General features: G+C 44.5%; 28 protein-coding genes, 2 tRNA genes, 1 other RNA gene and 1 pseudogene. 5 read left to right on the top strand and 27 right to left on the bottom strand.

Translation table 11 applies throughout. The features are described 5' to 3' along the window. Positions 1-106: 106 nt before the first annotated feature. The 3 genes and pseudogenes from NQ556_RS16640 to NQ556_RS03305 all read right to left on the bottom strand — a co-directional run. Positions 107-259 (bottom strand): annotated as a pseudogene (locus NQ556_RS16640) (NADAR domain-containing protein); the annotation flags it as partial. Between the two features lie 98 nt (positions 260-357). Next, positions 358-924, bottom strand: a complete 567-nt coding sequence (locus tag NQ556_RS03310; protein ID WP_055249190.1) for a chromate transporter — start codon at positions 922-924, stop codon at positions 358-360. Further along, the gene (locus NQ556_RS03305) at positions 921-1,487 is read right to left on the bottom strand and encodes a chromate transporter (RefSeq protein ID WP_008372803.1); all 567 of its coding nucleotides are present in this window, start codon (positions 1,485-1,487) and stop codon (positions 921-923) included. Before NQ556_RS03305 ends, NQ556_RS03310 begins: the two co-directional genes overlap by 4 nt. 170 nt (positions 1,488-1,657) lie before the next feature. Here NQ556_RS03305 and NQ556_RS03300 point away from each other — a divergent pair, with 170 nt between their 5' ends. After that, a complete protein-coding gene (locus NQ556_RS03300) occupies positions 1,658-2,299 on the top strand; it encodes a GDSL-type esterase/lipase family protein (RefSeq protein ID WP_008372801.1) in 642 nt (213 codons plus the stop codon). A gap of 41 nt (positions 2,300-2,340) precedes the next feature. On the opposite strand, the gene NQ556_RS03295 is transcribed toward NQ556_RS03300, so the two are convergent. Further along, positions 2,341-2,676: a hypothetical protein gene (locus tag NQ556_RS03295; RefSeq protein ID WP_008372800.1), complete on the bottom strand. Its 336-nt coding sequence runs from the start codon at positions 2,674-2,676 to the stop codon at positions 2,341-2,343. A 13-nt stretch (positions 2,677-2,689) separates the two neighbouring features. Beyond that, positions 2,690-3,097, bottom strand: coding sequence for a helix-turn-helix domain-containing protein (locus NQ556_RS03290; protein WP_008372798.1), 408 nt, complete (start codon positions 3,095-3,097; stop codon positions 2,690-2,692). A 213-nt stretch (positions 3,098-3,310) separates the two neighbouring features. Between NQ556_RS03290 and NQ556_RS03285 the strand changes: the two genes are divergently transcribed. Beyond that, a complete protein-coding gene (locus NQ556_RS03285; protein WP_008372794.1) occupies positions 3,311-4,006 on the top strand; it encodes a 3'-5' exonuclease in 696 nt (231 codons plus the stop codon). A 379-nt stretch (positions 4,007-4,385) separates the two neighbouring features. On the opposite strand, the gene NQ556_RS03280 is transcribed toward NQ556_RS03285, so the two are convergent. The 3 genes from NQ556_RS03280 to NQ556_RS03270 all read right to left on the bottom strand — a co-directional run bounded on the left by NQ556_RS03280 (position 4,386) and on the right by NQ556_RS03270 (position 5,232). Beyond that, positions 4,386-4,459 (bottom strand) — tRNA-Met (locus NQ556_RS03280). A 27-nt stretch (positions 4,460-4,486) separates the two neighbouring features. Continuing rightward, positions 4,487-4,559 (bottom strand) — tRNA-Val (locus NQ556_RS03275). A gap of 130 nt (positions 4,560-4,689) precedes the next feature. After that, positions 4,690-5,232, bottom strand: coding sequence for a GNAT family N-acetyltransferase (locus tag NQ556_RS03270; RefSeq protein ID WP_008372791.1), 543 nt, complete (start codon positions 5,230-5,232; stop codon positions 4,690-4,692). A 313-nt stretch (positions 5,233-5,545) separates the two neighbouring features. Between NQ556_RS03270 and NQ556_RS03265 the strand changes: the two genes are divergently transcribed. Beyond that, positions 5,546-6,820, top strand: coding sequence for a double-cubane-cluster-containing anaerobic reductase (locus tag NQ556_RS03265; RefSeq protein ID WP_204575805.1), 1,275 nt, complete (start codon positions 5,546-5,548; stop codon positions 6,818-6,820). A 1-nt stretch (position 6,821) separates the two neighbouring features. Further along, on the top strand, positions 6,822-7,100 hold the full coding sequence (locus NQ556_RS03260) for a DUF3343 domain-containing protein (RefSeq protein ID WP_008372784.1): 279 nt from the start codon (positions 6,822-6,824) through the stop codon (positions 7,098-7,100). Between the two features lie 105 nt (positions 7,101-7,205). Here the strand turns inward: NQ556_RS03260 and ssrA are convergent. From ssrA to NQ556_RS03225, 7 genes are all read right to left on the bottom strand, one after another. Further along, positions 7,206-7,551: a transfer-messenger RNA gene (gene ssrA, locus NQ556_RS03255) on the bottom strand. Positions 7,552-7,706: 155 nt separating this feature from the next. Beyond that, positions 7,707-8,309 (bottom strand): ECF transporter S component, encoded by a 603-nt coding sequence (locus tag NQ556_RS03250; protein WP_044999095.1) that lies wholly within the window; start codon positions 8,307-8,309, stop codon positions 7,707-7,709. A gap of 134 nt (positions 8,310-8,443) precedes the next feature. Further along, complete coding sequence (gene smpB, locus NQ556_RS03245) at positions 8,444-8,917, bottom strand: SsrA-binding protein SmpB (RefSeq protein WP_055156322.1); 474 nt, start codon at positions 8,915-8,917, stop codon at positions 8,444-8,446. Beyond that, on the bottom strand, positions 8,910-11,060 hold the full coding sequence (gene rnr, locus NQ556_RS03240; protein WP_008372778.1) for a ribonuclease R: 2,151 nt from the start codon (positions 11,058-11,060) through the stop codon (positions 8,910-8,912). Before rnr ends, smpB begins: the two co-directional genes overlap by 8 nt. 71 nt (positions 11,061-11,131) lie before the next feature. Beyond that, the gene (gene secG / locus NQ556_RS03235; RefSeq protein ID WP_008372776.1) at positions 11,132-11,374 is read right to left on the bottom strand and encodes a preprotein translocase subunit SecG; all 243 of its coding nucleotides are present in this window, start codon (positions 11,372-11,374) and stop codon (positions 11,132-11,134) included. 89 nt (positions 11,375-11,463) lie between these two features. Beyond that, complete coding sequence (locus NQ556_RS03230) at positions 11,464-12,654, bottom strand: YncE family protein (protein ID WP_008372774.1); 1,191 nt, start codon at positions 12,652-12,654, stop codon at positions 11,464-11,466. After that, positions 12,647-13,522, bottom strand: coding sequence for a YitT family protein (locus tag NQ556_RS03225; protein ID WP_008372772.1), 876 nt, complete (start codon positions 13,520-13,522; stop codon positions 12,647-12,649). Before NQ556_RS03225 ends, NQ556_RS03230 begins: the two co-directional genes overlap by 8 nt. A gap of 194 nt (positions 13,523-13,716) precedes the next feature. On the opposite strand from NQ556_RS03225, the gene NQ556_RS03220 reads away from it, so the two are divergent. Then, a complete protein-coding gene (locus NQ556_RS03220; RefSeq protein WP_204575796.1) occupies positions 13,717-14,436 on the top strand; it encodes an NAD-dependent protein deacylase in 720 nt (239 codons plus the stop codon). A gap of 64 nt (positions 14,437-14,500) precedes the next feature. Here the strand turns inward: NQ556_RS03220 and NQ556_RS03215 are convergent, their stop codons facing one another. The 12 genes from NQ556_RS03215 to NQ556_RS03160 form a co-directional block, all read right to left on the bottom strand. Further along, complete coding sequence (locus tag NQ556_RS03215) at positions 14,501-14,941, bottom strand: MarR family winged helix-turn-helix transcriptional regulator (RefSeq protein ID WP_008372762.1); 441 nt, start codon at positions 14,939-14,941, stop codon at positions 14,501-14,503. Between the two features lie 39 nt (positions 14,942-14,980). Then, on the bottom strand, positions 14,981-16,051 hold the full coding sequence (locus NQ556_RS03210; protein WP_204575794.1) for an NAD(P)H-dependent flavin oxidoreductase: 1,071 nt from the start codon (positions 16,049-16,051) through the stop codon (positions 14,981-14,983). A gap of 19 nt (positions 16,052-16,070) precedes the next feature. After that, positions 16,071-17,768 carry an acetyl-CoA carboxylase carboxyltransferase subunit alpha gene (locus tag NQ556_RS03205; protein ID WP_081445263.1) on the bottom strand — a complete coding sequence of 566 codons (1,698 nt, stop codon included), beginning with the start codon at positions 17,766-17,768 and terminating at the stop codon, positions 16,071-16,073. A gap of 26 nt (positions 17,769-17,794) precedes the next feature. After that, positions 17,795-19,150: an acetyl-CoA carboxylase biotin carboxylase subunit gene (locus NQ556_RS03200; protein WP_008372754.1), complete on the bottom strand. Its 1,356-nt coding sequence runs from the start codon at positions 19,148-19,150 to the stop codon at positions 17,795-17,797. Continuing rightward, complete coding sequence (gene fabZ, locus NQ556_RS03195) at positions 19,143-19,589, bottom strand: 3-hydroxyacyl-ACP dehydratase FabZ (protein ID WP_008372752.1); 447 nt, start codon at positions 19,587-19,589, stop codon at positions 19,143-19,145. The genes NQ556_RS03200 and fabZ overlap by 8 nt, the downstream gene beginning before the upstream one ends. Before the next feature lie 20 nt (positions 19,590-19,609). Then, positions 19,610-20,077 (bottom strand): acetyl-CoA carboxylase biotin carboxyl carrier protein, encoded by a 468-nt coding sequence (gene accB, locus NQ556_RS03190; protein ID WP_022220149.1) that lies wholly within the window; start codon positions 20,075-20,077, stop codon positions 19,610-19,612. Between the two features lie 10 nt (positions 20,078-20,087). Continuing rightward, a complete protein-coding gene (fabF, locus tag NQ556_RS03185; RefSeq protein ID WP_008372749.1) occupies positions 20,088-21,326 on the bottom strand; it encodes a beta-ketoacyl-ACP synthase II in 1,239 nt (412 codons plus the stop codon). A 268-nt stretch (positions 21,327-21,594) separates the two neighbouring features. Further along, positions 21,595-22,350, bottom strand: coding sequence for a 3-oxoacyl-[acyl-carrier-protein] reductase (fabG, locus tag NQ556_RS03180; RefSeq protein WP_008372747.1), 756 nt, complete (start codon positions 22,348-22,350; stop codon positions 21,595-21,597). 27 nt (positions 22,351-22,377) lie between these two features. Continuing rightward, positions 22,378-23,298: an ACP S-malonyltransferase gene (fabD, locus tag NQ556_RS03175; protein WP_008372746.1), complete on the bottom strand. Its 921-nt coding sequence runs from the start codon at positions 23,296-23,298 to the stop codon at positions 22,378-22,380. Next, a complete protein-coding gene (gene fabK, locus NQ556_RS03170) occupies positions 23,291-24,229 on the bottom strand; it encodes an enoyl-[acyl-carrier-protein] reductase FabK (RefSeq protein ID WP_008372744.1) in 939 nt (312 codons plus the stop codon). Before fabK ends, fabD begins: the two co-directional genes overlap by 8 nt. Before the next feature lie 35 nt (positions 24,230-24,264). Then, on the bottom strand, positions 24,265-24,489 hold the full coding sequence (locus NQ556_RS03165) for an acyl carrier protein (protein WP_008372743.1): 225 nt from the start codon (positions 24,487-24,489) through the stop codon (positions 24,265-24,267). Positions 24,490-24,525: 36 nt separating this feature from the next. After that, entirely contained in the window at positions 24,526-25,488 is a 963-nt protein-coding gene (locus tag NQ556_RS03160; RefSeq protein WP_022220152.1) for a beta-ketoacyl-ACP synthase III, read from the bottom strand. Positions 25,489-25,494: the final 6 nt, after the last annotated feature.

Below are 25,494 nucleotides of genomic sequence, written 5' to 3'. Positions count from 1 at the left end.
TTCTTATTTTTGTACATTTTGACAAAAATATACTTTAAATATACCATATCTTTGACTAACCTGCAATGATTTGGGTAAGAAAAGTCCGTTAAAACATTCTTCGTTTTCATCTTCCTCCATAACTAAATTGTTCTCTCACCATCATCAAAGCATATCCAAGTAAGTTCTGACCTTTCCACTTATCCAGATCAAATCTGTTCTCGTCTTTCATGGATAACCCGATTCCCCATATCTGATCTTTTACCGCACATTCTGATAAATATCAATTTCCTAAATATCCATTTTCTTCATCTGGATTATGAAAACAAATAATCTCCATCACTCTTCACTCAACCTTTCACTACAATCATACCAGATTTATATCTTTCCTGCTATCGCAACAAGCACTTTCATCACCCCGGCAAGCACCATCACCCAGATTGGATTCATCTTCACCTTCCTGAGCAAGATCACACATACCACAAATATTCCAACCATCAGCCAACTGGTATCAGATATCACCATTTTCCCGGAAACTCCCCAGAATGCTGTCTGCAAAATGGAAATTCCCGCCGATCCGATCAGTGCGACCACCGCCGGTCTGATCCCTCCAAGTATTCCCTGCAGCATGTCCATTTCCCGGTATTTTAAGTACAATTTTGCAATGATCGTCACGATAATGCAAGATGGTGTGATATATCCAAGTGTAGCCACAACCGCTCCCGGCATTCCGGTCAGTTTCATCCCAACGAAGGTTGCTGCATTGATCGCAATCGGTCCCGGAGTCATCTGGGAAATGGTGATCAGATCCGTAAATTCCGTCATGCTGAGCCAGTGATGCACATTTACGACCTGCCCCTGGATCAGTGGAAGTGCCGCATATCCACCTCCAAAGCTGAACAAGCTGATCTGAAAAAAGCTTAAAAATAATTGTATATACATCATACTCTTTTCCTCTGTCTGTTCCAGATTGTCCGGATTACACCAAAAACTCCACTTGCAATCACAATATAAATCACATTGATTCCCAATACACAGGCTGCTATAAAGGCTGCAATCATAACAATCGTTGCCACATTATCTTTCTTTTTTATAATTCCACATCCCATTTCATAAGTGACCGAGGCAATCACAGCTCCGACACCTGCCTGCATCCCTTCCAGCATCTGACTCACCAGATAATTATCCCGAAATGCATGATAAAAAGCAGAGATCAAAGAAATGATCACAAACGGTGGAATAATCGTTCCAATAATTGCAACCAGTGTTCCTGCAAGGCCGGCAAGCTTATACCCAACCACGATTGCCCCATTTACCGCAATCGGTCCCGGTGCTGACTGCGCGATTGCCACTAGATCCAGCATTTCATTTTCTTCAATCCAATGATAATCATCCACAAACTTTTTCTTCATCAGCGTGACGATCACATAACCGCCGCCAAATGTAAATGCACTTAGATATAATGTAGATAGAAAAAGTTTAACCAACACTTCTCTTTTATTCTTCATAATTTTTATCCTCCACCCATTAGTATATCTTTGCTTTATACAGATGTAAATTAAAATCCAGGTAAATTTCAAAACCTTTCCAATACAATTTTACCTCTTGACTTTTCCAACAATCTCATTTATCATATATAACATATCAATTTAGTAGGTTTATAAAGGAGTGACACAGAATGAACATCTTATGCTTTGGCGACTCAAACACATATGGTTACAAACCGGACGGCACCGGCAGATTTGACACCAACACACGCTGGACCAGTCTGCTTCAGAAGAAGCTGGGTGCTGACCACCGCGTGATCGAAGAAGGTCTTTGTGGAAGAACCACTGTATTTCAGGATGATCTTCGTGAGGGACGCCGTGGACTTGATCTGATCGGTGTCACGATGGAAATGCATAACCCCATCGATCTCCTTATCGTTATGCTCGGAACCAACGACTGCAAAACAAGATACAATGCGTCCGCAGGAACCATTGCCAAAGGATTGGCTCAAGTCATCCAAAAAGCTCGAAAAAACGCTTCTCAGCCTTTCGATCTCCTCGTCATTTCACCGATTCATCTGGGTGAAGGTGTTGGCGATCCTGGCTTTGATCCGGAATTTGATGAAAAATCCGTAGAAGTTTCAAAAAAGCTTGCTGAAGAATATCACAAAGTGGCACTTCTGCATCATGCAGCATTTCTGGATGCCTCCGCATTTGCATCTCCAAGCACCACAGATCGCGAGCATCTGGATGTAGCCGGTCACGCTGCACTTGCTAATGCAATCTATGAAAAAGTTATCGATATGCAAAAAGAACTGGAAAAAGCGGTATAGATTTTTAACGTCTATACCGCTCTTCGTATTCGTATTCTTCATTAAATATAAATCCGCATGATACTGATCACAAATCCAATCGCCCCAAGTGTCATAAACACAAGCGCAGCTCCTGCTGCCTTTTTTCTTGTTTCAATCTTTTCCTGATCTTCGATGCTCATATTCTGGACCGGATATTTTCTTCTACCGATCAGATAAAGAATCAGTCCACTTGAATTATTTCCATTCATCGCCCAAAATCCCCAGAATTTCGGGTGCTTTAAGCCTCTTGCTTTTGCATCTGATACCGTCATCTGATAAATCTGCCATGCGGTGCAGATTGCTCCTACCAACGCAATCGCTCCGCTTGCTACTGCTGCTATTTGATTCCATCCCATAATAATCTGCCTCCTAAATCCGTTTGATAATCTGATAAAGCAATGCCGATGAACTCATGATTACCACACAAAATACAATTACCAGATAATAGGTTCCTTCCGGCAACAGCATGTTCAGCGCAATCAACAGTATCATCAGTATAATATTTAAAAGAATTGCTCCAGTCAGTTTTTTGTTGCTTTTTACAACATTTGTACTCTCTTCCAGATGTTCTGCCATCTTCTGATCTCCTTTCAACAGTTCATCAAGACTTACGGAATATAGATCACTAAGTGCAATGACACTGATAATATCTGGATACGATTTTTCATTTTCCCAATTGGAAATAGTCTGGCGGGAAACATCGATTTTCTCTGCAGCCTTCTCCTGGGTAAGCCCGGCTTCTATCCGTGCATTTTTTAGTTTCTTCCCTATTTCCATAATTCCTGTTTCTTCCTTTCACGAACATCATTCCATATAGAACACCAAAAGTCTATCAAACATCTTTTACAAATGGCATTTTTGCCTGTCAAAATTCTTTTACACCGGCAAATATACCTGTATCTTACCATCCGGAGAGATTTGTATCAAGAAAACTATGGCACTTTCTCCTCGCATCTGTTAAAATAGGATTTCAGAAACGGAGGTTTTGAAATGCTAAAATCCTATGTCTGTTTTGACCTGGAAACAACCGGGCTTGACCCACTATATAATGAAATTATTGAAATCGGAGCACTGAAAGTCCGTGACGGAAAGGTTGCCGAACGTTTTATGGAATTCATTCATCCACAGGAAGAGATTTCCCCGATGATCACGAATCTCACCGGCATTACGAATGAAATGGTTGCAAATGCCAGACCTGCCGATGCTGTGATCAGTGATTTTCTTGAATTCTGTGAAGATGATGTCCTGATCGGCCACAATGTAGGCTTTGATTACAGCTTCATGAAATCAGGTGCTTCCAATTTAGGACTTACTTTTGAAAAATTTGGAATCGACACATTTAAGATCGCCCAGCGCACCTTAAAATCACTTCCATCCAAAAGTCTCTCCAGTCTGTGTGAATACTACCAGATTGAAAATAAAGCTGCGCACCGCGCCTACTATGATGCGCTTGCCACAGCAAAACTGTATCAGACACTGGCACACTATTTCGAAAATGAGGATCCTTCTCTTTTCAAGCCAAAGCAGCTTACATACAAAATAAAAAAAGTGCAGCCTGCCACAGCAAAACAGGTTGCACTTTTGCAGAGACTGTGCAGCCAGAAGAAAAAAGTACCGGAATGGAATCCGGATACGATCACGCGCAGTGAAGCATCTCGGCTGATTGACACTTTATTAAAGGCATAAGCAAAAAGATAGAATACGTCTTAAAGAATCTTCTTTCTTATAAACGTACTCTATCTTTTTTAGTTCTTCTTCACTGATCTTTCGCATATTGTTTCACCTGCCCGAAAATAATCTCTTCCGGATCTTACTTATTTACTTTCCAGTTTTCCAGAAGTTTTAATTCTATTTTCGTTCCGGCTTTTCACCGATTTCTCTCCACATATGCATTTCAAATTATTGACGAATAAGGCTGTGACACCAGTCTTCATGCAACTGACGTTCAAGGTTATTGGTTGTGGGGATGTTCGTTATTGTATATGTAGAAGCTTTAAGACGTTAGATAATGTAAAACTTTCTGCTATGCAAAAAAGAAGCCCTCACACAAGGACTCCTTCGTAAGTAGCGGGAACTGGATTTGAACCAGCGACACCGCGGGTATGAACCGCGTGCTCTAGCCAACTGAGCTATCCCGCCATATGAAATTTACAACTTATGTTGTAATGGGACCAATAGGGCTCGAACCTATGACCCTCTGCTTGTAAGGCAGATGCTCTCCCAGCTGAGCTATGATCCCTCATCACATTTATGCGACTTGTTTAGTTTACTATTATTTTCTACAAATGTCAATACTTTTTTTAGTTTTTTTACAGATTTTCTCTTTTTCCGTCAGCATATCTCCCCCTTACTTCCTGCTTTCCAGACCATTACCTATAGATTTCTTCCCAATGCTCTTTTGTCATAACATTCGTATGCTCGACCCGCACCTCATGTAAAAGCGGCACAGGAACTTCATTACAGGAATGATGATAAACAAATCCCAGCTTTTCCTGCACTCTTTTTGATTTCAGATTGCCATCATAATAAGCGCACCAGATTGTTGTCATGCCAAGATCTTCAAATCCACGTCTCAATAACTCTCTGGAAGCTTCCGGCATATAGCCTCTTCCCCAGAATGGCTGTCCAAGCCAATATCCAAGCTCACACTCATCGTCACGCTTTGTTTTATTCGTGTATCCATTCAGTTTCAGTTCCACAGCACCTATCGCAATATTATTTTCCTTTTCACAGATTGCGTAGCACTCTGCTCCATCAAATACATTTTTGATGACAGCTCTGCTTTCCTCCACACTCTTATGCGGCGGCCATCCTGCAGCAGGTCCGATCTCCGGATCTTTTGCATATTCAAACAGACTTTCCGCATCTTCCTCTGTCCATTTTCTCAGTATTAATCTTTCGGTCTCCAGCATACTCTTCCACCTCAGTCTTTATATTTAAATTTTTAATAAATTTGTTTTCTTCAATTTCTATTCTATACGTTAATCTGTTGTCTCAGTATATCATAAGGATTTTATAGTTTCAACATTCCACATTTGCATGGTTATACGTAAAACGTATTTCAATAATTCATTTTTTCTATATATCGTCCTATTTATAGTTATTTTACACATTTCACCATATGCATTGACTAACTCATTCGTCATTTTGTACAATATTTCATATGGATAGCGACAAAATATATGGATACTAACAAATCGTCATTGTATAAAAGGAGGAAATGAAATGGCTGATTATGAAAAAATGTGGGAAGACCTTGGGATGGATGTCAAAAATCATGACAATCTCTGTCAGGTTCTTCCGACAGCAGTTGGGGATGTATTTATGACACAGGAAAACCGTCCGAAAGCAATGGATTTCTGGGATATGGTCATTGCTGAGGTTCACGGTATCCGCCCGGCTGAATTAATTGAAGAGCAGAAAAAAGGACGTAAAGTATTCGGAACATTCTGCGTTTATGTACCGGATGAAGTAATTATCGCTGCAAATGGTATCGTAACCGGACTTTGCGGCGGTTCCCAGTTCTGGGTTCCGGACGGCGAAAAAGTCCTTCCGAAAAATGTCTGTCCGCTTGTAAAAGCTTCTGTAGGAGCAAGACTTGGACGCACCTGCCCATTCTTCCGTATCGCAGATATGTATATCGGGGAAACTACCTGCGACGGCAAGAAGAAAGCTTACGAAATCCTTGGAAAAGACGTTCCAATGCATATTATGGATGTTCCACAGATGAAGCGTGAAAAAGATATTATCAACTGGAAAGAAGAAATTACAGATTTTGCAAAGATTGTAGAAGAATTTACCGGAAACAAAATCACACCGGAAAACCTTGCGGAAGCGATCAATATCTGCAATGAGAAACGTAAAGCTCTTCAGAGAGTTTATGACTGCAGAAAATCAAAATGTCTGCCGATTTCCGGACGAGATGCTCTGCTCATGACCCAGATTTCCTTCTTCGATGATCCGGTACGCTGCGCCCAGATGTGTAACCGTCTGGCTGACGAACTGGAACAACGAATCAAGGATGGTGTATCTGTTGTACCAGAAGGCACAAAACGTATCCTGATCACAGGAACGCCTCTTGCAGTTCCGAACTGGAAATTACATAACATCATCGAGACAAGCGGCGCTGCTGTTGTCTGTGAAGAGATGTGTACAGGAACAAGATATTTTGAAAATCTTGTAGACGAATCCGGTGAAACACTGGATGAACAGTTCATGAATCTGTCCAAACGTTACATGAAGACAAACTGTGCATGCTTCACACCAAATACGGGACGTATCGACGATATTCTCCGTATGGTCGACGAATATCAGGTGGACGGCGTCATCGACTGCAGTCTGATGTTCTGCTGCCTGTACGACACAGAAAAACTTGCAGTTTCTGAAGCATTGAAGGCGAAAAATATTCCGGTACTCTCTCTGGAAACAGATTACACCGATAAAGATGCTGAACAGCTTCGTACAAGAATCGGAGCATTTGTGGAGATGCTGAATCAGTAAAATGGAAGAAAAAAATAAACATATCCGCTATTATATTCTCTTTGACAATCACACACAGGGCATGATGCTCCATGAGCTTCTGGATAAGCAAGGTCTTCCTAACCGTATTGCACCTGCCCCGCGTGACACTGATGGCAAAGCTGCCTGCGGAATGGCGCTTCTGATCCATCCGGATGACATTAATGCCGTCAGGACATGCATCGAAGAGAATCATGCCGAATATGTAAACATCGTTCCATTGGAAAATCAGTTGCAGAAAAAGAGAGACCGATATTGTTAAATGCAGAGTATATGATAAATGAGGAGAGAGCAAAAAGCTCTCTCCTCATTTTGACTCATCATATTCAAAAACCGCTGAATCATCTCATTTTCAGCGGTTTTACAGGTATGGACCTGAGGGGAATCGAACCCCTGTCCGAAAGCTCTTCCATAAAGGCATCTCCCATCACAGTCATTCTTTTGACATTCCCTCCATAAGCCGCCGAACAACAGGCTGCTTACTTTAGTAGCTTCATAAATTCTTCCATTCCCTCAAAGCTTTGGAAACGAAGTGCCTCATCTGGTCGAAGCCGGTTACTTAAGCGATGAGAGACTCAAGGCCGACTGCTGCAACTAGGCAGCGTACGCTAAATTTTCGTCTGCGTTTATATTTAGTTGGAACTTTTAACGTAGTGTCCCGCTACGGATGGCTTCCTTGACTTCCGTGCCCCCGTCGAAACCAGTACAAGCCCTGGTTCTTGGAAGCCGTATCATCAAAAATACGCTTCTGCAAACAAGATCCGTTCAGAAGTCAACCTTCTGCCCTCCCATTTGCTCTATATATTATATGCGGACATCCAGGCTCATGTCAAGGCATCTCCGCATATAATTTACTCAATCTGTCATTTTACGCTTCTTTTGTCTTCCCCACTTCCAGCATTCCGCTCTTTGCAAGTGCCGGTCGCAGTGCATTGTAGATGATCACTACAACGATTGTAGAAAGGATTGCATTTACAAAGGTAGCAGCTGCGCTCCATTTTGCAAGAACCTCTGCCATCTGCTGCGGCTGTCCCAGAATGTACTGTTTGTAAAAGTATCCGACGATCGGATCTGCAATGACATTAAATGCAAGTCCGGCTACAGATGCCAGCAGGCTCCATTTGAAAATGTATTTCTTATCGGTACTTTCATTGATCTTTGCGATCTTATGCGCTACAAGTCCTGTGATCAGTCCGATGCAGAGCTTCAGGATAAATGTCTTCGGTGCTCCGGTAATATAGATCGGATCCATCACATCCGCGATTCCCATTCCGATCGCTCCTGCAAGTCCGCCGTACCAGCCGCCCAAAAGAAGTGCGGCAAGCACACAAAACGCATTTCCAAGGTGGATTGATGTTGCATCTCCTCCCGGCATCGGTATTTTAATCTGCAGATACGTAAAGATTACGTAGCAAAGTGCAGCAAACAGCGCTGTCTGTGCAATTTTCATAACGGTTGAATTTGTTTTCATAGTCTGTCCCATCCTTTCTTATTCCTTGTGAAACACTATAGTACATTGATTCATCAGGTTATTGAACATTGTACCGCGTCACTGTCTCTGTAAAAATATACAATTTTCACTTTTTTCAAGGGGACAGTTTTGTTTTATCCGAAATTGCGGATCTTGAATTCTCTTTCTGCCTCACGCTTCTGGTCTTTTTTCGCGATATCATCACGCTTATCGTATAGTTTTTTACCTTTTGCCAGTCCGATCTCTACTTTGACAAGACTCTTGCTGAAATACACCTTCAGTGGCACGATCGCCATTCCTTTTTCCTTGGTCTTACCGATCAGTTTGTTGATCTCCGATTTGTGAAGAAGGAGCTTTCTCACACGCAGAGGATCTTTATTGAAAATATTTCCCTTTTCGTATGGACTGATATGCATTCCATAGATGAACACTTCCCCATCCTCAATACGGATAAAGGATTCTTTGATGCTGCATTTTCCCATGCGGAGGGATTTTACTTCCGTACCTGCAAGTGCAATTCCCGCCTCATAAGTATCCAGGATAAAATAGTCATGATACGCCTTTTTATTGTTCGCAATCATCTTGCCCTGCGCTTTTGCCTTAGCCATCTTCTCTCTCCTCTTTTCTTTCCTTTACAAGTCTAAAATCAATGGTTCTTGATATCTCATCACAATCGATCATCTTCACACGCACCTTCTGCCCCAGCTTGTAGGTCTTTCTGTGATGGGAACCAATCATCTGATAATGTTCTTCATCGTAATCATAATGATCGTCTGTCATATTGGTAACATGCACCAGACCTTCTACGGTATTCGGAAGCTCTACATAGATTCCCCACTTCGTGATACCCGAAATAACTCCTTCAAATTCCTGTCCGAAGAAATTCCGCATATACTGTACCTTCTTCAGCTTCAGCGTCTCTCTCTCTGCCTCATCCGCACGGCGCTCTAAGGAGCTTGTCTCCATCGCCACCTCCGGCAGGATTTTTTCATAATGATGCCTCTTTGCATCGTTCATCCTGCCTCGAAGATTATCTTTGATGATCCGGTGGATCTGCAGATCCGGATAGCGCCGGATCGGTGAAGTAAAATGCGTATAATACTGGGTCGCAAGTCCGAAATGTCCGTCATTATCCGGCGAATATCTCGCCTGCTTCATCGAACGGAGTGCAAGCCTTGAGATCATGGCTTCTTCCGGAGTCCCCTCGATCTTATCCAGAAGCTTCTGGACTTCCTTTGGACGGATCTCCTGTCCTCCCTGCATATGCATGGTATATCCGAAATTCTGCAAAAATGTCACAAGTTTCTTCATCTTATCATCATCCGGTGTTTCATGCACACGGTATAAGAATGGAATCTCCTGCCAGAAATAATCCTCTGCAACCGTCTCATTTGCAACAAGCATAAAATCCTCGATGATCTTCGTTGCCACGTTGCGGTCGTAAGCCTTAATATCCACCGGCTCACCGCTTTCATTTAAAATAATCTTTGCCTCCGGAAAATCAAAGTCGATTGCCCCTCTTCTGTGGCGTCTTTCTCTCAAAATGTGTGACAGTTCTTTCATCAGTTCAAACATCGGGATCAGATCATGATATCGTTCGCATTCTGCCTCATCCCGATCCTCAAGAATCTTTTTCACACTGGTATAGCTCATGCGTTCATCCACATTTACCACAGTTTCTGCAATCTGGTGATCGACTACATTTCCCTTCACATCAATGGTCATGATACAGCTCAGTGCCAGCCGATCCTCGCCTGCGTTTAATGAACACATTCCATTAGACAAAACTCTTGGCAGCATCGGGATCACACGGTCTGCCAGATAGACACTGGTACCTCTTTTCAGTGCTTCCCGGTCAAGAGCGCTGTTCTCCTGCACATAATTGGTCACATCAGCGATATGCACGCCCAGAATATAACAGTCTCCCTCTTTTGTCAGAGTGATCGCATCATCCAGATCCTTCGCATCCTCGCCGTCGATCGTCACGGTCTGCCAGCTCCGCACGTCCTTACGTCCTGCCATATCAGCGGTCGTCACTGCCTTTGCCACACGCTCTGCCTGATTCAGTACCTTCTCCGGAAATTCGGTTGGCAGATCATATCCTTTGACAATCGACAAAATATCAACTCCCGGATCGGTCACATGCCCCAGGATCTCTACGATCTTTCCTTCCGGCTTCTTTCCATTCTCCCCATAAGAGGTCAGCTCTACCACAACCTTATGCCCGGTCACAGCTCCTTTAGAGCGCTCTGCCGGTACGAAGATATCCTGCAGGAAACGCTCATTATCCGGCACAACGAATCCGAAATTCTTCCGGCTCTGATAATAGCCGACGATCCGCTGGGTTCCCCTCTGTACGATTTTCGTGATCTTTCCTTCTCTTCGCATTCCTTCCGGTGCTTTGGTGATGACAACCTCTACCTCATCTCCCTGCATGGCACCGTTCATATCATTTTCTGAGATAAAGATATCTTCGCTCTCACCTTCCACAGTGACAAAGCCGAAGCCTCTCGCGTTTGCCTGGAACATTCCACGCAGCTGCTTTGCCTCACCTTTGATGTATTTTCCTTTCTGTGTGACATGTACCCTGCCTTCTTTTTCCAGGCTGTCCATGACAGCTTTGAGTTCCCCTTTCTGATCTTTCGGGACCTGAAGCAGCATCGACAACTCTTTCAGCTTCATCGGCACATAAAATTCGTCACAGATAAATTCATAAATAATTTTCTTTCTTTTTTCAAATAATTCGTCCATCTCTTCTCCTGTCAAAAAAGGAACACCCTATAGATACTATAGAGTGTTCCTCATCTTCTTTCAATCATTCGTTATGCAAAAACTTTCAAGTTCAGGACTGCTGCAAGTACAATAAACAGAATTGCTAAAAACTTGGTAGACTTAACAAGTGCGCCTTCCATAGAACGTCCTTTGTTCTGTCCCCAATAAGAATCTGCCATACCTGCGATTGTTCCAAGACCTGCTGACTTACCTTCCTGCATCAATACGATTACTGTCAATGCGATACAATCTATTGCAAATAAAATTAAAAGTACTGTTTTTAAAATTTCCATTACTAATCACACCTCCTGATGGCTAAACCACTCATGTATTTTACCATAAATCTACTTCCGATTCAAGCAGATTTCATGGATTTCAGTCTTTATTTTACCAGTTTGCTTCCTTTCAGCTTCACAACACGGTCAATTCGGTTAATGGATGACATCCGGTAGGCATAAGCCCCCGACTCGAAAAGTGCATAAATGCTGCCACCGTCCTGATAGATCTGTTCCAGCCTCTCCGGAAACTTGATCGTCTTATAAGCTTCGGAGGTTGACAAGATTCCATATCTGGAATAGTTGAAGATCTGTACCTCCGATGGCAGGATCCCCCAGGATCTGGTAAGCAGGATCTTATTGTTGTAAAATGCCATTCCCTGCACCTTACCGGAAATTACCTGCATACTGACCGCATAGGCAACCGGCTCCGTCACGCCGACCGTCCGTTTCAGGTTCATGTCTTCTTTTTCATACAAGGTGCCGTCTGCATTGATCAGATATTTTTCAATGACACTGGCATTATCCTGTGTAAAGAATCCGACAAACAATGCGCCATCATGATACGTCATAAATGACGCCCGCTTGATCTTATAAAGGTTGTAAGACATATCGAATTCAATCGGATGATATCCGTCATCAAAGGAATAATTTTCCAGATGAGACAGTGTGATCGCATTTGCCTGCGCCCAGGTGGAACCCTGTCCTGTCACCCACAGGATCTGGTTCATCGTATCGTATGCCATTCCGCCCACATGGGCTTTGGTGTTCAGCACAATCTCTTTCACAAACCGTCTGCTTTCTTTGTCGATCACATAGATCACCGAATCATGTGCCTTTGTCTTACAATAAGCACTGACCAGAATATAATCCTCTGTAAATGCAAGTCCCTGTGGTGTCATGGATGTGCAGACTTCTGCTTCTCCGTCCCCTTTTACTTTCAGCGTCCTTGTTGACTTCAGTCCAGGCACAACATAAGTCCCGTAGTCATTGTCCACTTCGGCTTCATCGCACGCGTACTTATAAACAGTCTGGTTGCGCTTCAGCGTTTTCAGATACTGCTCCATCGTGTAAACGGAATCCGTATTCGTCACCTTCCGGTTTGTCTCCGGCTCCACCTCGGCTCTGTACTGGAATGCATAATACCAGTAGCTTCCTCCGATGATTCCCACAACCAGAAGAATACTGATGATACTGCGGATATGTCCAAACATGGTCTTCTTTTTCCGGACCTTTTTCTTCTTTGTTTTTTTCTCTTCCTGTCTTACTTCCTCATTCTCAAGCTCTTGTTTATTCATTCATGCCCACTTCGTTTTTATATACTTTCTGTGTTGAAAATCCCCGTCCTCTGACCTCATTTACATTGCCAATGATCATAAATGCCTGCGGATCTGTCTCCTGCACGATCTGGTTCAGCCGCATCAGTTCACGGTTAGACACAACGGTAAGGATCATCGGCTGATCCTTTCTCAAATAACCGGTCTGCGTGTAGACCAGTGTAGTTCCTCGGTCAAGTTTCTCCTGGATCAGATGGTTCAGCTTCTCATACTCTCCGGAAATGATCTTGACCTGTGTTCTGGTCGATCCCATCAGAAGCACTTTATCCAGCATCACCGTGTAAATCAATACCAGAAGGATACCATAGATGATCTCTTCTTTATTGGTAAATACCATCTGGAAGATCAGAATCGCAAAATCAAATACATAGAGCATAACAGATACCGGAAGTCCGAATTTCTTATTCAGTACCAGCGGCGGGATATCCATACCTCCTGTTGATGCTCCGCATCTTATAACAACTCCGATTCCAAGTCCGATCATCAGACCTCCACAGATCGTTGAAAGCATCTTATCGTCTGTGACGTTCTGTAATACCGGAACATTCTCCAGTATTCCCAGAATGATCGGATAATAAAACGTACTGACCAGTGTAGTAAGTGCAAATTTCATACCAAGCACTGCAGCCCCCAGAAGAAACATCAGTGTGTTGAAGATCAGTACAAATGTATGGATCTGGAATCCAAAATAATGATTCACGGCAATTCCAAGCCCCGTGGTCCCTCCGGTAATGATATCATTCGGCAGGATAAACATTACAATTGCAAGTGCATATACTGTATTCCCCAATAAAATCAGACACAGATTCCTCATATTTGACATTTTCATATTACGCTCTCCTTGACATATGTATTTTGTCTGCAGATTTCCCCAATTTTCTACAATCCAATACTTTATAGTATACTCGGTGCATGTTTTTGGGACAAGGAATTTTTTTATTTTATTCTCTTTTTTCGTTTCATTTGGTATACTGTGATTAAAAAGACAGGTTTTGATTTTCCAAGAAAAGAGGTTATCAAATTATGGACAAGATCAGACAGTTACAGGACATGATTAACGAGAGCAACCGAATCGTCTTTTTCGGCGGTGCCGGCGTCTCTACCGAGAGTAATATTCCGGACTTCAGGAGTGCAGACGGACTCTACAAACAAAAGTACCGCTACTCACCGGAGCAGATTGTAAGCCACAGCTTTTTCATGCAGCATACGGAAGAATTTTATGATTTTTATAAAGAGAAAATGATGTTCCTTGATGCGAAGCCAAATAAAGCACATCTGAAGCTTGCCGAACTGGAAGCCGCCGGAAAGCTGACCGCCGTTATCACACAGAATATCGACGGACTCCACCAGGCTGCCGGAAGCAAAAATGTACTGGAGCTTCATGGAAGTATCCACCGCAATTACTGCATGCGTTGCAAAAAGCAGTACAGTGCACGTTTTGTAAAAGAATCGAAAGGAATCCCAACCTGCAACTGCGGCGGAACTATCCGCCCGGATGTAGTTCTCTACGAAGAAGGACTGGATAATCAGATTATCCAGAAAAGTATCCGCGCCATCTCAGAAGCAGATATGCTGATCATCGGCGGTACTTCTCTTGTGGTCTACCCTGCTGCCGGATTTATCGATTATTTCCACGGCAAATATCTGGTACTCATCAACAAAGATGCAACTGCCCGTGATGTAGGCGCAACTCTGACGATCCATGAGCCGATCGGAGAAGTATTAGACCGGATCCATGTATAGCCGGAGAATCCAAAAATCCTCTGCCTGCCCTTTCTAATGAAAGAGTGACAGAGGATTTTTCATTTTAACCGTTATACGTCTTAAAAAACTGATACAGGTTGTCCAGTGCCTTTGTCAGAACCGGGATCTCTTCTTCATCCAGCGTCTCAACAACAGCTTCTACCATCTTCTTATGAAAATTCGCATGATGATGATATGCCTTCTCCCCTTTTTCCGTCAGCTGGATATTGACGATCCTCCGGTCTTCTTCGCTCCGGTGGCGGACTGCATACTTTTTATTGACCAGACTGTTCATCGAAGTTGTCAGTGATCCGACCGTGATTCCGAGCTTCTTCGCGATCGTGGACATATTATTCCCGGTCCCAAGTCCGATTGCTTCAATAATATGCATATCGTTATTCGTCAGATCCTTGAATTCTTCTGTGATCACTGCCTTTTCTTCTAATTCCCATATATCATTAAAAAGATGTACCAATATCTTATTGATGCTTTCGTATGCGTCCAATTCCCCTTCTTCTCCTTGCTGTGTCTTTTTCTAGTTCAATTATACACAGTCACCTAACAAAGAATCAATCACTTCTTTCACAGTTTCTATTTTTTCTGCTTTCCACACATCCGCTCCGCAGAACAGAAGTGCCTCTCCAATCTCACCTTTTGCCGCTTTGATCAGCGCTTCCGTGATACAGTATGGCACTTCCGCCGGGTTACAGTTTTTCAGACACCCAAGACATCTCTTAGGCTTCACCCTCTCTCCTGCCATTACATGACTGATAAATGGATTCTTAATTGCCCTTCCCGGCATTCCAACCGGACTTTTCACCAGAATGACATCCTCTTTCTTCGCATTCAGATAACTCTGTTTGTAACTAAGATCCGCATCGCACTCCCATGTCGTGACAAATCTTGTTGCCGCCTGGACTGCATCTGCTCCTAATGAAAAGGCATGCTCTGCCGCATCTTTATCCGAAATTCCTCCGGCTACTGCCACCGGGATATGCACCTGATATTTTTTGGCGTACTTTCTGACCACTGCCATGATCCTCTCGATTTCATTATCATAGCTTTCCTGTGTGTAAGTTTCCAGCTGCTCCCGGTCAAATCCCAGATGTCCTCCGGCTTTGGGGCCCTCGATCACAACCAGGTCTGCGGTTCTGGAAAATTTTTTATCCCAGTATTTTAAGATAACTTTCGCCGATTTTTCAGTCGATACGATCGGAGCAATCTTGGTACTGCTGCCCTCCACAAGTCCCGGCAGCTCGATTGGAAGCCCTGCCCCGGATACGATCAGATCTGCTCCGGCGTCCACTGCTGCTTTCACATGCTCGTCATAATCTTTCAGTGCAACCATGATATTAAATCCGATCACGCCATCCGGAGCCGTCTCTCTTGCTCTTTGAAATTCAGATCCAATTGCACGGATATTTGCCGCCCTTGTATTCGTTTCAAAATCCGGTTCACGGAATCCGATCTGTGCGGTTGAGATGATCCCGACTCCACCTTCTTTTGCAACCGCTCCGGCAAGCTGCCCAAGGCTCACACCGACTCCCATTCCCCCTTGAATGACCGGTCTTTTTACTTTCAAATCACCAATCACAAGTTCCGGTAATCCTTTCATTTTTCTTCTCCTCTTTCTACTACATCCTGCGGAATCTGTCATACCGCTTTTCGGTAAGTTCTTCCTTTGTCATTGCACCATATTTTTTCAAAAAAATACTGATATAATCATCCATCGGATCTGTCACTTCTGTAAATGTTTCCAGATTGAAGTTTTCCGGCTCCGGAATCACCCGTTCTACGATACCGGCTTTCAGGAGACGATCTGCTGTCAGCTTCATCACACCTGCCGCCTCTTTTGCGCGGCTGCTGTCCTTCCACAGGATACTTGCAAATCCTTCCGGCGAAAGAATGGAGTAAATCGAATTTTCAAGAAGCCACACTTCATCTGAAGTTGCCATCGCAAGAGCTCCCCCGCTTCCACCTTCTCCGATCACAACTGACAGGATCGGAACCTGAAGATTTGACATCTCAAATAAATTTCTTGCGATTGCCTCACCCTGTCCTCTCTCTTCTGCTTCCAGCCCGCAGAACGCTCCCGGCGTATCTACAAAACAGATGACCGGACGGTTAAATTTCTCTGCCTGTTTCATCAGACGAAGGGCTTTGCGGTATCCGTCCGGTGACGGCATTCCAAAGTTACGCTCGATATTTTCTTTTGTCGTGCGACCCTTTGCCTGCGCGATCACCGTCACCGGCATTCCGTGAAATCTTGCAATCCCGCCAATGATTGCCTTATCATCCTGGTAATAACGGTCTCCATGAAATTCCATAAAATCTGTAAATAATTCTTCAATGTACTCCGCACCGACCGGACGAGCCTTGTCTCTGGATAACTGCACCCGTTCCCATGGTGTCAGATTTCTCTGTACCGCCTGTGTTTCCTTTTCTTCTACTTCTGGCAAATCGTATGTACCCTGCTTATGCATTGCTACAATTTCCGCCAGTGTTTCCCTAAGACGCGGACGCTCCACAATCTGATCCACAAATCCGTGCTCCTGAAGAAATTCTGCCCTCTGGAATCCTTTCGGAAGCTTCTGCCCTATGGTCTGTTCAATCACACGCGGACCCGCAAAACCGATCAGCGCCCCCGGCTCGGCAAGAATGATATCTCCAAGCATGGCAAAACTTGCCGTTACCCCGCCGGTTGTCGGATCGGTCAGCACACTTACATATAAACAGCCTGCATCATGGTGTCTTTTCAGTGCCGCTGAAGTCTTTGCCATCTGCATCAGAGAGTGGATCCCCTCCTGCATTCTGGCGCCTCCTGAACAGGCAAATATAATAATCGGAATCCTCTCACTGGTTGCCTTTTCTACTGCACGGGTAATCTTTTCGCCGACCACCTTTCCCATGCTCGCCATCATAAACCGCCCGTCACAGACTGCAAGAACTACTTCATTTCCCGCGATCCTTGCTTTTCCGGTTACAACCGCCTCATCAAGCCCGGTCTTTTCCTGCAGTGCTTCTACCTTTTCTTCATAGCCTTTATAATGCAGCGGATTTCCTGAAGTCAGTCCCTTGTCCCACTCTTCAAAGGTGCCCGCATCTGCTACCATTTCAATCCGGTGCATCGCATGCACACGGAAATAATTCTGACATTTTGGACAAATATAATATCCATTCTTCACATCTTCTGTCAGAATGGCAGATTTGCAAACGTTACATTTTTTCAGAAGTCCCTCCGGAACTTCCGGTGCCATATGGGCAGGCTTTCCTTCGCCAAGATATATATACCCTCTTCTGCTTGTTTTTTTAAACATATTTGACAGTTTCAAATTGCTTTACCTCCGCTTTTGTAGAGCTAACCTTGCCGATTCTTTGCTTCTTTTTCGGCAATAAATTCAATATCAAAATCTCCTGCCTGATACTTTGAATCATGCAAAATATCATATTGATAATCCACATTGGTATCAATGCCTTCTATAATTACTTCACCAAGTGCACTCTGCATCTTCCGGATCGCTTCAGTACGGTTCTTTGCAAATACGATCAGCTTTGCCAGCATATTATCATAATATGGCGGTACAGTGTATCCACTGTAAATTGCTGAATCAATCCGCACACCCTTGCCTCCCGGAAGGTACATATCGGTGATCGTTCCCGGACACGGACGGAAATTCTTTTCCGGATTTTCCGCATTGATCCTGCACTCAATGGCATGACCGGTCAGTTTTACATCTTCCTGCGTAAAGGAAAGCCGCTGACCGTCTGCGATCCGGATCTGTTCCTTGATCAGATCGATCCCCGTCACCCATTCTGTGACCGGATGCTCCACCTGGATTCTGGTATTCATTTCCATAAAATAAAATTTTCCACTCTTTTCCAGCAGAAATTCAATGGTTCCTGCATTTTCGTAATGCGCTGCCTTTGCCGCTTTTACCGCTGCTTCGCCCATTCTCCGGCGAAGCTCATCCGAAATCACGGCACATGGGGATTCTTCAATCATCTTCTGATGATTTCTCTGCACCGAACAGTCCCGTTCTCCTAAATGCACCACATTTCCATACTTATCCGCCATGATCTGAAATTCAATGTGCTTCGGATGCTGCACAAAATGCTCGATGTACATAGTGTCATCTCCAAAAGCTGCCTTGGTCTCTTTCTGTGCAGTACGGAATGCCATGTCAAATCCGGCTTCATTTTCCGCCACACGCATTCCTTTTCCGCCTCCGCCGAGAGCCGCCTTTACGATCACCGGATAGCCGATCTCTCTTGCAACTTCTTTTCCTTTTGCTGCATCATAAATCGCTTCCCGGCTTCCCGGAATGATCGGAACCCCGGCATTTGCCATGGTATTTCTCGCCTCGGATTTATTTCCAAGCCTGCTGATCACTTTCGAATCCGGTCCAATAAAAATGATGTTGCACTTCTCACAAAGCTCTGCAAATTTCGTATTTTCAGAAAGGAAACCAAATCCCGGATGGATCGCATCTGCTCCCGACACGATGGTCGCGCTGATGATCTGCTCCATATTCAGATAGCTTTCCGAAGATGGTGCAGGTCCGATACAGATTGCTTCATCTGCAAGCTGTGTATGCAATGCTTCTTTATCTGCTTCTGAATAAACTGCAACCGTCTCGATCCCCATTTCCCGGCAGGCACGGATGATCCGAACTGCGATCTCTCCACGGTTTGCGATCAATACTTTCTTAATCATCTGTTTCCGCCTTCCCGATCATCAGAGACAACTCTGCCTTTACTGCAACTTCTCCATCCACTGATGCAACAGCTTCTCCGATTACCAGTGGTCCCTTCTGACGAATAATTCTTGCTTCCAGTTTTAACTTGTCACCCGGAACAACTTTTCTGCGGAACTTGCAGTTCTTAATCCCACCAAAATAACCGAGCTTTCCTTTATTTTCTTCCTGCATCAGAACCGCTACTGCACCGACCTGCGCCAGTGCTTCTACGATCAGCACTCCCGGCATCACCGGCTCCTGTGGAAAATGTCCGGCAAAAAAGTCCTCTCTGTAAGTCACACATTTATAGCCAACTGCATATTCCCCCGGCTCGTAATCTTCGATATAATCTACCAGCAAAAACGGATGTCTGTGCGGAATGATTTTCTGAATTTCCTTGATTCCCAAATGTTTCATGCTTTTCGCCCTCCATCCAGCTATGCGATTCGGAATAATGGCTGTCCGTATTCCACAGTTTCTCCATTTTTCACGAGTACTTCCGATACCACACCGTCAAAATCACACTCAATATCATTCATCAGCTTCATCGCCTCTACGATGGCAACCGTCTGTCCTTTTGACACATGATCGCCAACTGCCACAAATGGTGCTGCCTCTTCCGACGGTGCTGCATAAAAGGTTCCAACCAGAGGGGATTTGATCAGCTGCCCTTCTGCTTCTTTTCCTTTTTCCGGTCCATCCTCCGACTTCAGTGCCGATACCGCATTACTCTGCGCTCCTGGCACGTTTTGTACTGTCGTCAGCTGTGCTGCCCCTGTACTGACAACCATCTGTTCTTTTTCTTTCTGTATTTTCAATTTCACACCGTTTTCTTCATACTGAAATCCTGTCAGGTCCGAATCTGAAACGGTCTGAATCAGTTTTACCAGATTTTCTAATTCCATCCTTCTACCTCTATCCTTCATACTTCTTCAAAAGAAGGGTTGCATTGTGCCCGCCAAATCCAAGGGAATTGGTGAGCGCACATTTGATCTCTTTTTCGACCGGTGCGCCAACTGCATAGTTCAGATCACATTCATCATCACATTCCCTGGTTCCAACGGTCTGATGGATAAATCCATCCTGAATAGATTTTACAGTAACGATACACTCAACCGCACCTGCCGCACCAAGAAGATGACCGATCATGGATTTCGTTGAATTCACAACCACATCCTTTGCCGCATCGCCGAATGCTTTCTTGATCGCATAGGTTTCAAACAGATCATTATGGTGCGTGCTGGTTCCGTGTGCATTAATGTACTGTACTTCTTCCGGTGTCACGCTGCCCTCTTCCATCGCAAGCTCCATCGCCTTTGCCGCACCGCTTCCGTCTTCTGCCGGGGAAGTGATATGGTAAGCATCTCCGGTTGCCCCGTAACCTGCAAGCTCTGCGTAAATCTTTGCGCCTCTTGTTCTCGCATGCTCCAGCTCTTCCAGAACCACCACACCGGCTCCTTCTCCAAGAACAAACCCACTTCTGTCTTTATCAAATGGAATTGATGCACGCAGTGGATCTTCTCTGGTAGTAAGTGCGGTAAGTGCGGTAAATCCGGCAATCCCCGTCGGACAGATACAGCTTTCCGTACCACCTGCAAACATTACGTCCGCATCTCCGTACTGAATGGCACGAAGCGCATCCCCGATACAATTGGTTCCCGTTGCACATGCTGTAACGACATTTGTGCACTTTCCTTTAAGCCCAAGCTGGATCGATACATTTCCGGCTGCCATATTGGAAATCATCATCGGAACCATCAGTGGTGCTACCCTTCCCGGTCCCTTTTCCAGGATTGTCGTGTACTGTTTCTCGATCTGCTGCAGACTTCCAATTCCTGAACCGATGATCACGCCACAACGGTACGGATCCTCTTTTTCAATTTCAAATCCCGCATCCGCACACGCTTCCTTCGCCGCTGCAACCGCATACTGGGAAAATGTTTCCATTCTCTTCGATGCCTTGAAATCCATCCGTTCCTTTGCAACAAAGTCCTTGACTTCCGCTGCGATCTTCACTTTATATTCGGTTGTATCAAATTTTGTGATCGGACCGATTCCTACGGTTCCATTTTTGATACCGTTCCAGAATTCTTCTACTGTATTACCAATCGGGGTAATCGCTCCAAGCCCCGTAATAACAACTCTGCGCTTCATATTGCCTCCTTTGGTGTGTTGTTGACTGTTTCACTTTTTGATAAAATTTATCATCTTATAAGTATTTTTAGGTTAAGTTGAATGACAAACTGTACAAAAGATGTCATTCAAATTCATTTTTCGAGCAATGGAGATGAGACTCAAAGGATTGTGGAAGCCTTTGCTGACACAATCCTTGGTTTCAGAGGCTCATCGGAATGGTTTGCGAGTCTGAATTTGAAGGACATCTTTTGTACAATTTGTCCCACAAGCTCCCGTCAAACCATTCCTACATCACCATCCCCCCATCGACCTGCAGAACCTGCCCCGTAATGTAGCTCGCCTGCTCAGACGCCAGAAACGCCACTGCCTTCGCGACATCTTCTGGCTGTCCCATTCTGGCAAGAGGAATCTGACCTCTCATTTCTTCTTTGAGCTTATCGGAAAGAACTTCTGTCATCTCCGTTTCAATGAAGCCCGGTGCAACCGCATTAACCGTGATTCCGCGGGATGCCAGTTCTTTTGCCGCAGATTTGGTCATTCCAATAATTCCTGCTTTAGATGCAGCATAGTTTACCTGACCGGCATTTCCGCTGATTCCAACTACAGATGCAAGATTGATGATCTTTCCGCTTCTCTGCTTCATCATCTGTCTGGATGCAAAACGGATGCAATGGAAAGTTCCTTTCAGATTGACATCAATGACATCGGAGAAATCTTCTTCACTCATACGCATCAGCAGACCATCCTTTGTGATCCCTGCATTATTTACCAGAATATCGATTCTTCCAAACTGCTCGATCACTGCTTTTATAAATGCTTCACATCCCTCGTAATCTGCCACATTGCACTGCATACACTGGGCACATCCACCCTTTTCTACAATTTCATGTTTTACTTCATCTGCTTTTGCTTCAGAACCATTGTAATTGATCACAACTGTTGCTCCCTGTGCAGCCAGCTCCTTCGCAATTGCCTTTCCAATTCCACGGGACGCGCCGGTAACCACCGCGATCTGTCCTTCCAAATTTGCTCTGTCTGTCATATGCTTTTCCTTTCCATTGCCTGTTTTTTACACCAGTTCAGCAATTACTTTTTCCATATCTTCCCAGGTTTCGATATTATATACTTTGACACCTTTGTCGATACGCCGCATAAATCCGGCGAGTGTTTTTCCCGGTCCGATTTCCACAAAAGTGTCTACACCATCTTCAATCATAGTTCTCACACTTTCTTCCCATCGTACCGGTGAAGAAATCTGTTTTGCAAGAAGTGCCTTTGTCTCTTTGATATCCGTCACATATTTTGCCGTAACATTCGTCACATAAGGAATGGCAAGTGGTTCAAAATTTCTCTTCTCCATTTCCTTCGCAAGCTCTTCGCCTGCACTTTCCAGCATCTTTGAGTGGAACGGACCACTTACATTTAACAGAACCGCCCTTTTTGCTCCGGCTGCTTTTAAAGACTCTGCTGCCTTTTCTACCGCTGCGGTCTTTCCTGTAATTACAATCTGTCCCGGACAGTTATAATTTGCCACAGACGCACCCGGAATTTCTTCCGTCACTTTTTCAACCGTTTCTCCATCCAGTCCCAGGATTGCCGCCATGGCTCCTTCACCTGCCGGAACGGTATTCTGCATCAGAATCCCTCTTTTTCTCACAAGAGAAATGGCGTCTTTCGGCTGCATGCCTCCCGCTGCGCTGATCGCACAGTACTCTCCAAGGCTGAGCCCGGCTGTCACATCCGGTGTAAGACCTCTCTTTTCAATCTCGGCTGTCATTGCAAGACAGGCTGTTACCATGGCTGCCTGAGTGTATTCTGTCTGATCCAGCTGCTCATTTTCTTCAAAGCAAAGCTTTGTCATATCAAGTCCCAGCTCTGCTGTTGCTGTATCAAAAATCTCTTTTGCAAGTTCACTGTTTTCATAAAAATCTTTTCCCATACCGCACTTCTGCGCGCCCTGTCCCGGGAAAATGAATGCTGTTTTATTCATAAAATCCTTTGCCTCCGATCAGTGCATCCGTCTCACTTACCAGCTTTTGGATCAGGTCTTTACAACTCATGATCTCTTTTACCATGGCTGCACTCTGTCCCGCCATTACGCTTCCGTTTGTCACATCTCCGTCTACAACGGCCTTTCTTAAGCCTCCAAGTGTAAGGTGCTCAAGTTCTTCAAAGGATGCACCGTTTTTCTCAAGGTCCAGATATTTTTTCGTCATTTGGTTGCGAAGTGCTCTTACCGGATGTCCTGTGCTTCTTCCGGTTACTCTGGAATCAATGTCCTTCGCTTTGATGATCGCATTTTTATAATTTTCATGTACGATAGATTCTTCGGTCGCAACAAAATGGGTTCCCATCTGTACGGCTTTTGCTCCCAGCATAAATGCTGCCGCAATTCCTCTTCCATCTGCGATTCCTCCGGCTGCGATTACCGGAATCTTCACTGCGTCTACAATCTGTGGAACCAGTACCATAGTCGTATTTTCTCCGATGTGTCCTCCGGATTCACATCCTTCCGCAACAACTGCATCTGCCCCGCACCGTTCCATTCTTCTTGCAAGTGCAACGGATGCAACCACCGGAATGACTTTAATTCCTGCTTCTTTCCACATTTTCATATATTTTTCCGGGCTTCCGGCGCCTGTCGTTACAACCTTTACGCCTTCTTCCGCTACTACTTTTGCCACGTCCTCTGCATAAGGACTTATCAGCATGATATTTACTCCAAATGGTTTATCAGTCAGCTTTTTTGCTTCTCTGATCTGTTCACGTACCCACTCAGCCGGGGCGCTTGCAGCCCCGATGAGCCCAAGCCCGCCGGCATTTGATACGCCGGCCGCAAGATGATACTCAGCAACCCAGGCCATTCCGCCCTGGATGATCGGATACTCGATTCCAAGTAATTCGGTTACTTCTGTTTTCATATTACAACCTCTTTCTGTCTGTGTTTTTGCGATTCTTATTTTTTCAGTCCTTCGATGTATGTTACAACACTTCCGATTGTCTTGAGATCACCGATTGCTTCCGTATCGATTTCCACACCAAATTCATCTTCAAATGTCATAACCATATCCATCAGATCAAGGGAATCTGCTCCAAGAGATTCAAAAGTTGTCTCCTCTGTGAGGTCTGCTGCGTTTACGTCAAGTCCTTCTGCTACGATTTCTTTTACTTTTTCTAACATGTTCTTAGTCTCCTTATTGTTTGATTATTTTTATATTTACCACTCTATGAGTGTGGCTCCCCAGGTGAGTCCGGCACCGAAGCCGCAGAGAACAATCTTCTGTCCTTTGTGGAAGCGACCGGTTTTGTTCAGTTCATCCAGGAGGATTGGGATGCTGGCGGATGATGTATTACCGTATTCTTCAATGTTGACCGGGAATTTTGCAAGGTCTGTTTTCATCCGTTTTGCCACAGATTCGATGATCCGTAAGTTTGCCTGATGCAGAACGAAAAGATCAATATCTTTCTCGGTCAGATCTGCTTTTTGCAGAAGTTCTCCGATGACTTCCGGCACTTTTTTTACGGCAAATTTGAAAACTGCCTGTCCATCCATGGATACATAAGTCTGTTTTTCATTTTCTTTGTCCTGCCAGTTTTTCTGCTGACGGCTTTCGCAGGCAAGTACCTGTCCTTTTGCTCCGTCAGAATGGGTAACTGCCGGAAAGATTTCACCTTCTTCTGCACAGATCACGGCTGCTCCTGCCCCGTCACCGAAAAGAATGCAGCTCCCTCTGTCTTTCCAGTTGACAATTCCGGATAGGGTTTCACTTCCGATCACCAGAATGTTCTGATACATTCCGGCTGCTATGTAAGCCTGCGCAGTATTGTAGGCATACACAAAACCGCTGCATGCGGCACTGATGTCGAAACAGGTTGCATTTACTGCTCCCAGCTCTTTCTGGACTTCGCAGGCAGTGCTTGGGATCACGGTGTTTGGCGTGATTGTAGATACCAAGATCAGATCCAGATCGTCTGCATTTAATTTTGCATCTGTAAGTGCATTTTTTGCCGCTTTTATCGCCATGCTGACTGTTGTATCTTCTTCTGCAATATGTCTGCGCACAATTCCGGTCCGTTCACGGATCCATTCATCATTCGTCTCCACAAACTTCGCGAGATCATTGTTGTCGTAATAATGCTCCGGTATATAAGAACCGGTACCGCATATCCTTCCTCTCATGGTTGT

The sequence above is a fragment of the Coprococcus comes ATCC 27758 genome, assembly GCF_025149785.1.
GTDB classification, from domain to species: Bacteria; Bacillota; Clostridia; order Lachnospirales; family Lachnospiraceae; genus Allocoprococcus; species Allocoprococcus comes.
This window is presented reverse-complemented; position numbering and strand designations above follow the sequence as displayed.